A 9,316-nucleotide genomic window follows, 5' to 3' on the forward strand; every position below is an offset into this window, starting at 1 on the left:
GATCTGCCCCAACCCCAGCCCGTCGCCTATGGTCTGACGGCCCCTGGCCAATACCCCGCAGCCTGAGCCAACCGACCAGCGCCGCACGGGCGGGTCTGGCCCCCGGCTAGGCGCTCGTCGGTTGGTCTGTCCTGTGGTCAGTGCCTGCGGCCTGGGGCAGTCGGTCAGTGCCGCACGGGCGGGTCTGGCCTCCGGGCAGGGGTTTGTCGGCTGGTCCGTCCCGTGGTCAGTGGCCCGCGGCCTGGGGCAGCCGGTCAGTGCCGCACGGGCGGGTCTGGCCTCCGGGCAGGGGTTTGTCGGCTGGTCCGTCCCCTGGGCAGTGGGTCGCAGACCCGGCCGACCTGGTGGTGCCGTGTGGGCCGTTCCGGCCGCAGCTTGTTCTTGCGGCTGTTCCGGCCTCAGCCAGCGCCCCCGTTGTTGTTCCGGTCCCCTCAAGGCCGCGTGGGCTGCCTCTGACTCTTGCCGGTGCTCTGTGGGCCGTCCCGATCCCAGCCTTTGTTCTGTGGGCTGACCGGCCCGCGTTAGTGCCACGCGGACTGGGCCGCCCCCGAATGCGGTGCGGGCTGGCCTTGTCCCGGCTAGTTGCCGGGGGCTGATTCGTTCCCGTCCGGTGGCCTGTGAGGCTGACCCGAGCCGCTAGTGCCGCGCACTGACCTCGCCCCGCCGGTGCCGCGCGGGGCTGACCCGCCTTCGGTCAGTGGCTCGCAGGCTGAGTCGCCCCGCCGTGCTGCGCGGGTTGATTCGGTCCCGCCAGCCGCAGGCTGGTCGGGTGTGGGCTGGTGCCGGGGGCTTTACTGGCCCGGGCCTGTGGGTCTGGTGATCCATTTCCTCGTCCCGTGGTTCGAGGATGGCCTGACCCCGCTGGTGCCGCGCCGCCATTGGGTAGTGGCTCGCAGATTGGTCGACCCGCCGACGTTGCTTGGGGCTGATGCGGCCTCTCACCGAGGGCTGCGGAGGGGTTACTTGCAGGGGTTTTGTTGTCCGGCCTTTACTCCTCCGGCGATGTTGAGGGCGGGTTGGGTGAGGTGGGCGCCGTTCTTGCCGATGACGAGGCGCACGCCGTCTCGCGGGGCGTTGGCGTCCGCTGACAGGAGCGCGTCGGGGACGATCCGGGCCAGCGCGGACGCCTGTGACTCGACGGATGGGCTGTAGACGATGCGGCTCTCGGGTGCGGCGGGGCCCTTTTCGGCCTTCTTCGCCACGTCGAAGCCGCGGCGGGCGAGCCGTGTCATGACGCGGGCGATGAGCTTGTCGTCGCCACCTGCGTTGACCACGGTCACCTTGACCTTGCCGGGGGCGGGCAGCTTTTGCTCGGGCTTCTGCGGCGCGGCCGGCTCGGCGGGCAGGTCGTTGTCGTGCTGGATGGCCTCGAACAGCGGCTTCGCCCTTTGCTGGTTCCACTGGACGCGGTTCGGGTCGGGCGCGTAGCCCTCGACCGGCACCGTTACGAACCGGACCTGTCCGGCGCTCATCCCCTTGAGGCCGTCCGCCAGCTTCTTCATCGTCGACAGGTCGAGCTCGTCGTCGGTCGTCATCGACTTCGTCGCGGCCTTGAGGAACTTGTAGGTCTTGGCCGGGTCGGACAGGACGGAGCCGCTGGTGGCCTTGTCGACCACCGATGCCATGAACTTCTGCTGGCGCTCGATGCGTTCGAGGTCGGAGCCGTCGCCGAGCGAGTAGCGCGCCCGCACGTATCCGAGGGCCTGCTCGCCCTTCACGGTCTGCTTGCCGGCCTTCAGGCTCAGCTCGGCGCGCGGGTCGTTGACGGGCTTCTCGACGCAGATCTCCACGCCGCCCAGAGCGTCCACCATTCGCTTGAAGCCGGAGAAATCGATCTGGACGAAGTGGTCGATGTGGATGCCGGTCAGCGACTCCAGCGTCTTCCACGTGCAGGTCGGACCGGCGTAGGCGAACGCGGCGTTCAGCATCCCGAACTGTGCCGGGACGGTTCCGCCCTTCTCCTTCTTGCACTCGGGGATCTTCACCATCGAGTCGCGCGGGAAGCTGATACCGACCGCCTGGTCGCGGTTCGGGGACAGGTGCAGCAGGATCGCGGTGTCGGAGCGCGCGCCGGTCATCTCGGCGCCGTACCGGGCGTTGTCGCCCTCTCGCGTGTCGGACCCAAGGAGCAGGACGTTGAGGCTCTTGTTGAGCTTCTTGGGCCGGTTGGAGCCGAGCTGCCCGCCGACGTGCTTCTGGTCGATGCCGCCGACCAGGTCGTAGTAGAGCCCCACCGCCCCGGCGCCGGCGAGGAGCATCACGGTGGCCACACCGAGCGCGGTCCGCCGCACGATCTTCTGCTTGCGCGTCCGCCGCCTGTGTCTGCCGCCCTCGTCCGCCGGTGTGGAGGTGGCCGCGTCCTCTGTGGTGGTGAGATCGGACGAGTTCTCCGCAGAGGTGGGGGCCAGAGCGTCGTCTTCGACGGCGGAGGTTTCCGCGGTGCCCTTCTCGCTGGCCGTGTCCGGGGCGGGGGCGGCCGGGTTCTCCGGAGCGGCGGAGGAGGCCGTGGGGTCGTTGGCGGCGGCGTCCCCCGCGAGGTCTTCGCGGTCGGCGTCTTTGTCGCTCATCCGGTCCCGTCTCGGGCGGGCCCTGTCCAGGGCGCATGGCTTTGAGTGGTTTGTCAGTTTACGAAGGGCCAGCGGGGGTGCGGGCTGTGCACCCCTTCGTTGGATGCGCGACGGCGCCGATCTGTTGACAAGGGCTTCGAAATCATGGCTTGTCCCCATGGTGGGGCGGTGTCGAGTCTGGGGCTTCCGTAGCGCGAACGGCGAGGGACGTGGCGAGGATGGCGGCGACGATCGGCGGCCGGGGCATGGCGCTCACCCTTCGATGGGGACGGACGTTGCGGGACGTGGGCCGTGACGAACTGCACGTCGATGGCTTTCACGTTTTCAGGGGACGGCGAGGGGCTAGGAAAGCGAGCCGGGTCGGGCGCTGGCGAGGTGGGGGACGTTGTCGTCGCTCACGGTCGTGTATCGCTTGAGGTTCACCGGGGCGGTCAGGGGGCCGAGACCGCGGTTGCCGTTGAGGTCGTGGGGATCGGGTCGTTGCTCGGCGTCGGAAGGCATGTGCGGGGTGAGCGTCGCCGGTTTGCCGCTCGCCTTCAGGGCCGTGATCGCGATGCCGGCCTTGGCGATGGGAGCGTCCCTTCGTCACTGGGGCGGTGGGGTGGCTGGAGACCGGCTTCCGCAGGGCGCCCTGGAGACCGCCGGACGAGGGGGAGTCGTCGCCGAATGCCCTGCAGCTGGGCGGCCCGGTGGTCGGGAGCGGTGTCGCGGTCGCCGCGCGATGTGTCGAGCGCATGAGTGATCCTTCCGATTTGTCGCATATGCAAATATCGACTCTCGTGGCATCATGGCCTACGAGAGCACCTTTACGTGTGCGAATGAGAATCTAGCATTTGCAAATGCGAATCGTCAAGGGGTTGGCGTGGTCGAGTTGAGCGCGGTTCCTGCCGGAGGGCGCCGAGGAGCGGCGCGGTGCGGGGAGGTGGCGGTTTGAGCGTCGCTGAGGGCACCGTCGTCCGGAACCGCGCGCTGCAGACCGAGTGGTACGGGGAGCCGCTCGGCGATCGTGTGCGCCGTCTCCTCGATCGTCTCGGGCTCTCGCAGTCCGGGCTGGCGAACGTGCTGGGGCTGTCCGCGCCGATGCTCTCCCAGCTCATGTCGGGGCAGCGCGCGAAGATCAGCAATCCGGCCGTCCTGCATCGTCTGCTCGCCGTCGAGGAGTTCGCCGCCGATCCCGCGTTCGACGGGTTGACGGCCGCCGGGGTCAAGGAGCGCCTGCGGGAGATCAGCGCCGAGTCGGCGGCGGCCACCACGGGTCTGCGCGCGGCCACGTCCGACCGCGTTGCGGCAGGGCGCGCGCGGCGCGACCGGGCTCCGGACGGGCGGATGGAGGACGACAGGCGCGTCGCCTCCGAGTCGGCCGCGCGCCTCGTCCAGGCCCTGCTGCGCGAGGTCGCCTCGGCCGCCGAGATCGACGACGCGGCCGCGCTGATCGACGAGCGGTTCCCCGAGTTGGCCGAGTTGCTGCGGGTGTACGGCAACGGCCGGACGAGCGAGGCCGAGGCCCACTTCGCCCGGACCATTGGCGCCTACCTGGCCGCGCCATCCGTCCAGCCCCCTCCGGTCGAATAGCCCCGCCGTTCGAACGTCTCCCTCAGGCGCCCGGCGCGTGTGTGCGGCTCGGCGTGTCTGGAAATCTGTGTGCCCAGAAATCGCGCGTCCGGAATCCGGTCGTCTCTATTCACCGGACGCGGCGCTGGCGTGCGCCTCTACGGCCGGACGCGCTCGGGCGCCCTGGACGCACGCGGACGGCTCCCTGAGGTGGCCGGTTGGTCATGCCGTTGCGCGCTCGTCTCGATTCCGCTGGGCCATAACAACTGGTTATGGGAGCCGGACGGTGTCATCGGTGGTTTACGGCGCTAAAGTCTGTGGTCAGGGTCACATGCGGGTCTGCCTGTTATGTGTGTCACAGTGCCTGGCCGGTGGCGTATGGTCGCTTCGCTGGAAGCGCACACGAGGCGTCACCGCCCGCATGCGGCAGGTCTGGCCGAGGCGCGACGGCCGCATGGGTGCGCTCAGACCGTGGTACGGGGACACGACGACCCGAGCTCAGGAGAGCGAACGATGAGCACTGTGGAGGCGCCGTCCAAAACGCGCGCCCAGATCAAGGAACGTACGCTCCGCAAGGACAACTGGCGCCTCTATCCCATCACCACGTTCGTGATCTTCACGGCGTGGGTGGTGTACGCGACCGTCCGAGCGTTCTGGGGCTCCGCCTTCTATGTTCCGGAGTACCACTACCTGACGCCGTTCTACTCGCCGTGCTTCAACGAGATCTGCAACAACGTCACGGTGGACGGTCACACGGGCGACGCGGGGGAGTTCGGCACGTTCCTCCCGTCCGGCACCAGGGGATGGATCCCGTTCGCGGCCATCTCGCTGCCGTTCCTGCTGCTGTTCCGGCTGACCTGCTACTACTACCGCAAGGCGTACTACCGGTCGTTCTGGGCGGCGCCGTCCGCGTGCGCTGTGCGGGAGCCGCACAGCAAGTACACCGGGGAGCGGCGGTTCCCGCTGATCGGCCAGAACCTGCACCGCTACTTCTGGATGGCCGCGTTCCTCATCTCCCTCGTCAACACCTGGGACGCGGTCCGCGCCTTCCACGGCAAGGACGGCGGCTTCGGCATCGGGCTCGGCACCGTCATCCTGGTCGCGAACGTCGTCCTGCTCTGGCTCTACACCCTGTCGTGCCACTCGTGCCGCCACGTCATCGGCGGACGGCTGAAGAACTTCTCCAAGCATCCGCTGCGGTACCGGATGTGGGGATGGGTGTCCAAGATCAACCAGCGGCACGGCATGTACGCCCTGATCACGCTGGGCTCCCTCGTGGTGGCCGACCTGTACGTCGCGCTGGTGGCCAGCAACACCATCTCCGACCTGCGCATCTTCAACTGAGGCCAAGGGATCATGACTGAGATCGAGAGGCACGCCTACGACGTCGTGGTGATCGGCGCCGGCGGCGCCGGGCTGCGGGCGGCGATCGAGGCCCGCCTCCAGGGCAAGAAGACCGCGATCATCTCCAAGTCGCTGTTCGGCAAGGCCCACACCGTGATGGCCGAGGGCGGGGCCGCCGCGGCGATGGGGAACGTCAACGCCAACGACAACTGGCAGGTGCACTTCCGCGACACCATGCGCGGCGGCAAGTTCCTCAACAACTGGCGGATGGCCGAGCTGCACGCCAAGGAGGCGCCCGACCGCGTCTGGGAGCTGGAGCACTGGGGCGCGCTGTTCGACCGCACCAAGGACGGCAAGATCAGCCAGCGGAACTTCGGCGGGCACGAGTACCCGCGGCTGGCGCACGTCGGCGACCGGACGGGCCTGGAGCTGATCCGCACGGCCCAGCAGAAGATCGTCGCGCTGCAGCAGGAGGACCACCGCGAGCACGGCGACTACGAAGCCCGCCTCAAGGTGTGGTCCGAGACGACGGTGACGCGGCTGCTGAAGGACGGTGACCGGATCTGCGGCGCGTTCGCCTACGTCCGCGAGACCGGCAAGTTCGTCGTGTTCGAGGCGCCCGCGGTGGTGCTGGCGACGGGCGGCATCGGCAAGGCGTTCAAGGTCACGTCGAACTCCTGGGAGTACACCGGCGACGGTCACTCGCTGGCCCTGCTGGCGGGTGCGACGCTGCTGAACATGGAGTTCGTGCAGTTCCACCCGACGGGGATGGTCTGGCCGCCGTCCGTCAAGGGCATCCTCGTGACCGAGTCGGTGCGCGGCGACCGCGGCGTCCTCAAGAACTCCGAGGGCAAGCGGTTCATGTTCGAGTACATCCCCGAGGTCTTCAAGTCCCAGTACGCCACCTCCGAGGAGGAGGGCGACCGCTGGTACGACGACCCGGACAACAACCGCCGGCCGCCGGAGCTGCTGCCCCGCGACGAGGTCGCCCGCGCGATCAACTCCGAGGTCAAGGCCGGACGGGGATCGCCGCACGGTGGGGTCTTCCTCACCGTCGTCGGACGGATGCCGGGCGGTGCCGAGGAGATCAAGCGGCGGCTGCCGGCGATGCACCACCAGTTCAAGGAGCTGGCGGACGTCGACATCACCCGGGAGGCGATGGAGGTCGGGCCGACCTGCCACTACGTGATGGGCGGCGTCGAGGTCGACCCGGACACCGCGGCGGCGCTGGTGCCGGGCCTGTTCGCGGCCGGTGAGGTCGCGGGCGGCATGCACGGCTCCAACCGGCTCGGCGGCAACTCCCTGACCGACCTTCTGGTGTTCGGACGGCGCGCCGGGCTCGGCGCGTCCGGGTACGTGGACGCGCTGGCCGAGCGCCCCACCGTGTCGGACGACACGATCGAGGCGGCCGCCGGCGAGGCTCTCGCACCGTTCGAGCGCGAGAACGGCGAGAACCCCTACGCCGTCCACGCGGACCTGCAGCAGACGATGAACGACCTGGTCGGCATCATCCGCAAGGAAGGCGAGCTGGAGCAGGCCCTGCAGACCCTCGACAAGCTGCGCGCGCGCGTCGCGAACGTCAGTGTCGAACCGGTCGCGGTGAACGACGGACGCGGCTACCACCCGGGCTGGCACCTCGCGCTCGACCTGCGCAACATGCTGATCGTGTCCGAGGCGATCGCCAAGGCGGCGCTGGAGCGGCAGGAGAGCCGCGGCGGTCACACCCGTGACGACTACCCGCAGATGTCGCCGGAGTGGCGCAAGGTCAACCTGGTCTGCCGGCTGGCCGGCGACCCGTCCTCCCCGCGGGTCGAGTTGAGGCGCCAGCCGATGGACGCCATGCGGGACGACCTGATCGGGCTGTTCGAGACGGACGAGCTGAAGAAGTACCTCACCGCCGAGGAACTGCCAGCCGAAGTGGCCGCGGCGCTGGAGGCGCAGGAGACGCAGGCCCCGGCGGGCGGCGCGACCGCCGCGGGCACCGTCAAGGACGACGAGGAGGGCGACCGATGAGCTACGAGGCCAAGTTCCGGGTCTGGCGCGGCGACGAGGGCGAGGGCGAGCTCAAGGACTACGCCGTCGAGGTGAACGAGGGCGAGGTCGTCCTCGACATCATCCACCGGCTGCAGGCCACGCAGGCCCCCGACCTGGCCGTCCGGTGGAACTGCAAGGCCGGCAAGTGCGGGTCGTGCTCCGCGGAGGTCAACGGCATGCCCCGGCTGCTGTGCATGACGCGGATGTCGACGTTCGAGCCGGACGAGACCATCACGGTCACGCCCGTCCGCACGTTCCCGGTCATCCGCGACCTCGTCACGGACGTGTCGTTCAACTACCAGAAGGCGCGCGAGATCCCGTCGTTCGACCCGGGCGACGTCAAGCCGGGCGAGTTCCGCATGCAGCAGGTGGACGTCGAGCGCTCGCAGGAGTTCCGCAAGTGCATCGAGTGCTTCCTGTGCAACAACGTCTGCCACGTCATCCGTGACCACGAGGAGAACAAGCCCGGCTTCGCGGGGCCGCGCTTCCTCATGCGGATCGCCGAGCTGGAGATGCACCCGGCCGACGCGAGCGACCGGCGCCAGATCGCCCAGGACGACCACGGCCTGGGCTTCTGCAACATCACCAAGTGCTGCACCGAGGTCTGCCCGGAGCACATCAAGATCACCGACAATGCCCTGATCCCGATGAAGGAGCGGGTCGTGGGCCGCAGGTACGACCCGGTGGTCTGGCTCGGCAGCAAGCTCGGCATCGTCAAGAAGGGCCAGGACACCCCGTCCGCCTGACGCCCCGGCCACGTCCCGGACGCGCGCCGGCCATACCCTGGCCGCCGCCCGCACCGGACGCGTTGGACGCCCCTCGCCGTACGGAGGCGGGGGGCGTCCGCATGGAGCGGAGGGGACGATCGCTACAACGACGGGCGGCGTGCCCCCGGACCGCCGCCCGCCATAACGCCGTTCCCCATGAACGCCGTGGCCGCTGGACGACCTTCCGGTCGCACACGCCGTTGTCCAGCCTCACGCACTCCGGACCGTACGAACAGGCATTAGTGCACAGAGCGCGTGATGGATTCGTGATTCGTCACCGGGTCCCACGTTGAGTCCCGTTCCCTTTAGCGTGGTGGCATGAGCGCCCTCGAACCGGGCTCGTTCTTCTCCGAACTCACTTCGGCGGAACGTGACGACCTGGAATCACGCGGCCGCATCCGTGACTTCGACCGGGGGGAGACGCTTTTCACCGAGGGTGAGCAGTCGAGCTGGGTGGCCGTCCTGTTGAAGGGCCGTGTGAAGGCGTTCTCCTACCGGGAGCACGGCGGCGAGGCGCTGCTCGCCGTCCGCGGACCGGGCGCGCTGCTCGGCGAGGTCGCCGCGATCGACGGGCTCCCTCGCTCGGCGACGGTCGCGGCCCTCGAACCGGCGCAGTTGCTCGCCGTGACGGCGGAGGAGTTCATGGCGTTCTTGCAGGTCCACGGCCGTGTCTCCATCCTCATCATGCGGATGCTGTGCCAGCGCTGGCGCGACGCCGACCGCAAGCGCGTCGAGTTCGGCATGTTCGATGCCACCGGACGCGTCGCCCAGCGCCTGGTCGAGCTGGCCGAGCGGTTCGGCGTCCCGTACGAGCGCCGCGGCCAGGACCCGGGGAGCGGCCAGAGCGTCCGCATCACGCTGAATCTGTCGCAGGAGGAGCTGGCGGGCTGGGTCGGGGCGTCCCGGGAGGCGGTCAGCAAGGCCCTGCGCACGCTCCGCCGCCACGGCTGGATCGAGACGGGACGGCGCCGCGTCATCGTCCACGACCTCCAGGCCCTCCGCCGCCACGCCAAGTAGGCCCCGCACCCGCCGCGCCCCGTGCTCGCCGCGCCG

General features: G+C 69.4%; 7 protein-coding genes. 5 read left to right on the top strand and 2 right to left on the bottom strand.

Annotated elements, in window-relative coordinates:
* Positions 1-959: 959 nt before the first annotated feature.
* A complete protein-coding gene (locus E1298_RS39515; protein ID WP_131902508.1) occupies positions 960-2,567 on the bottom strand; it encodes an LCP family protein in 1,608 nt (535 codons plus the stop codon).
* A 342-nt stretch (positions 2,568-2,909) separates the two neighbouring features.
* Entirely contained in the window at positions 2,910-3,068 is a 159-nt protein-coding gene (locus tag E1298_RS48790) for a hypothetical protein (RefSeq protein ID WP_165975885.1), read from the bottom strand.
* Between the two features lie 429 nt (positions 3,069-3,497).
* Between E1298_RS48790 and E1298_RS39520 the strand changes: the two genes are divergently transcribed.
* The 5 genes from E1298_RS39520 to E1298_RS39540 all read left to right on the top strand — a co-directional run bounded on the left by E1298_RS39520 (position 3,498) and on the right by E1298_RS39540 (position 9,280).
* Positions 3,498-4,139 carry a helix-turn-helix domain-containing protein gene (locus tag E1298_RS39520; RefSeq protein WP_131902509.1) on the top strand — a complete coding sequence of 214 codons (642 nt, stop codon included), beginning with the start codon at positions 3,498-3,500 and terminating at the stop codon, positions 4,137-4,139.
* Positions 4,140-4,631: 492 nt separating this feature from the next.
* Positions 4,632-5,462, top strand: coding sequence for a hypothetical protein (locus E1298_RS39525; RefSeq protein ID WP_131902510.1), 831 nt, complete (start codon positions 4,632-4,634; stop codon positions 5,460-5,462).
* 12 nt (positions 5,463-5,474) lie between these two features.
* Positions 5,475-7,475 carry a fumarate reductase/succinate dehydrogenase flavoprotein subunit gene (locus tag E1298_RS39530; RefSeq protein WP_131902511.1) on the top strand — a complete coding sequence of 667 codons (2,001 nt, stop codon included), beginning with the start codon at positions 5,475-5,477 and terminating at the stop codon, positions 7,473-7,475.
* Positions 7,472-8,242, top strand: coding sequence for a succinate dehydrogenase/fumarate reductase iron-sulfur subunit (locus tag E1298_RS39535; RefSeq protein ID WP_131902512.1), 771 nt, complete (start codon positions 7,472-7,474; stop codon positions 8,240-8,242). Before E1298_RS39530 ends, E1298_RS39535 begins: the two co-directional genes overlap by 4 nt.
* Before the next feature lie 339 nt (positions 8,243-8,581).
* Positions 8,582-9,280, top strand: coding sequence for a Crp/Fnr family transcriptional regulator (locus tag E1298_RS39540; RefSeq protein ID WP_131902513.1), 699 nt, complete (start codon positions 8,582-8,584; stop codon positions 9,278-9,280).
* The last annotated feature ends 36 nt before the right edge of the window (positions 9,281-9,316 follow it).

This window comes from Actinomadura rubrisoli, assembly GCF_004349215.1.
Lineage (GTDB): Bacteria > Actinomycetota > Actinomycetes > Streptosporangiales > Streptosporangiaceae > Spirillospora > Spirillospora rubrisoli.